This window comes from Streptomyces sp. NPDC058051 (assembly GCF_042885475.1).
Lineage (GTDB): Bacteria > Actinomycetota > Actinomycetes > Streptomycetales > Streptomycetaceae > Streptomyces.
On the sequence record NZ_JBHVRW010000074.1, the window covers coordinates 1 to 1,775 of the forward strand.

Annotated in this window: 1 protein-coding gene and 1 pseudogene; one reads left to right on the forward strand and one right to left on the reverse strand. The window is 66.9% G+C overall.

Annotated elements, in window-relative coordinates; translation table 11 throughout:
- Positions 1-566: DUF1524 domain-containing protein (locus ACFVUT_RS37630; RefSeq protein ID WP_389671172.1), on the reverse strand; the 566-nt coding region annotated here is incomplete at its 3' end.
- A gap of 479 nt (positions 567-1,045) precedes the next feature.
- Here ACFVUT_RS37630 and ACFVUT_RS37635 point away from each other — a divergent pair.
- Positions 1,046-1,534, forward strand: a pseudogene (locus ACFVUT_RS37635) (transposase); the annotation flags it as partial.
- Positions 1,535-1,775 lie beyond the last annotated feature (241 nt).

Below are 1,775 nucleotides of genomic sequence, written 5' to 3' on the forward strand. Positions count from 1 at the left end.
CGGTTGGTCTTGGCCGTGACCGCGACGAGGCTGCGCTCGGCTCCGAGATCATTTGCGTAGCGCATGCGCCGGTCCGCGTCCCACTCGGAAGCGCCGCTGTCCCAGGCTTCGGCGAGGGGGACCATGTGGTCGATGTCGAGCTTCCGGGCGTCGGTGACGGTGGCTTCGTCGTAGTACGACAGCCACTCACCTCCGGTCAGGGTGCACCGGGGGCCCTGCTCGGGCGCCTTGACCGCCTCTGCCAAAAGCACTTCGTTCCGGGTGGAGCAGCCGTCGCTGTCCTCGTCGATCCAGTGCTTGAAGCTGTCCCGCTTGTATCCGTCGCGCACCTCTTCCGCGGCCGGCAGTTTCGCGATTGCTGCTGTGAGCGACAGTCCACTTCCGTCTGCAGGGGCGCCCGGAGCTGCTGAGGGACTGGCGTCACCCGACGTGTCAGAAGCGCTGGTCGAGGTGGCGGGGGCCGCCGGCTTCGAATCGGATCCGCTCGTCGCGGAACTGGGGTTGCAGGCGGTGAGAGAGGCCGCGACAAGAATTGCGGCGATGGGGGCGAGACGGCGTGCTGTCACAGCGGTACTCCGGCAGTCAGGGGCTGATGCGCACTCATGATGGCAGGAATGGACGACGTGGTGACAGTAGGTCAAATGTGCAGGTGGTAAGCCGTGCTGCCTGGTGGTGACATCGGCTTCGAGGTGAGACCACCACCAGGCTGGTACAGCGTGACACGAGGGTCTGACATTGATACTCGTAGCGGGTTCCGGTGGTCGTGGCTCAGGGTCTGACTGACGTCCTGCTGGGCTGTCCTGCGACTGTTCTGTCCGGCTGCCGGGGCCCGTTCTCCATGGCTCCGGCCAGGTGGAACATGACCTGATAGGAGCTTGGCCAGAGGCCCCCTCAATGTCCTGTCTGATCCACCCGGCCGGTGTCACCTCCGGCCCGGGAAGGCAGCTGACAGGATGACAGTGACGATCACGCCCGCCACGGAACTGGATGCGGTGTTCGGCGGAGTGGACTCCCATGCGGACACGATCCACGTTGCTGTCATCACCGACCGGGGGGCCACGTTGGCGATGCCGAGTTCCCGACCACGGCGGCGGGATACGCCGAGGCGATCGCGTTCCTGAACGCCCATGGCGCGGTGACAGCCGTCGGCGTCGAGGGGATCTCCTCCTACGGCCTCGGGTTCACCCGTGCCGCCCGCCAGGCGAGCCTGACCGTGATCGAGGTCAACCGGCCCGACAAGGCCGAACGGCGCCGGATCGGCAAGTCCGATCCCATCGACGCCTACGCAGCCGCCCACGCCGCACTGTCCGGCCGGGCATCGGTCATACCCAAGGACGACACCGTCAGCGGCATACGCGCCCTCCACAACGCCGCCCGGTCCGCCGTCAAGGCCCGCACCGCCACCCTGAATCAGATCGCGCACATCCTCATCACCGCCCCGGACAGGGGGTCTAGAGGCGCGGGCCGCTTGTGCCTGGGCTTTCTTCCGCCTGCGGACCACCGCCCGGAGCTGCCCGGCCGCCGCGACGATTGACAATACGGAACGGGTGGCATCGTGGTCACGCTGCCACCCGTTCCGTCGGTGCGTCAGCAGCACTTTCGTCGGTGCTCCGACTCTGGCGAGATGTGTTAGGAAGCGCCTCGCCGTCGGAGCCAGGCCAGGAAGGCGGTCAACGGTCAGTTCTCAAGGACGGCCACAACCTCGCGTACCAACTGCTGTGGCTCAAGGACGCCTCCGCCGCAGCCGACATCCTCGAACACGCCATACCCCGCAC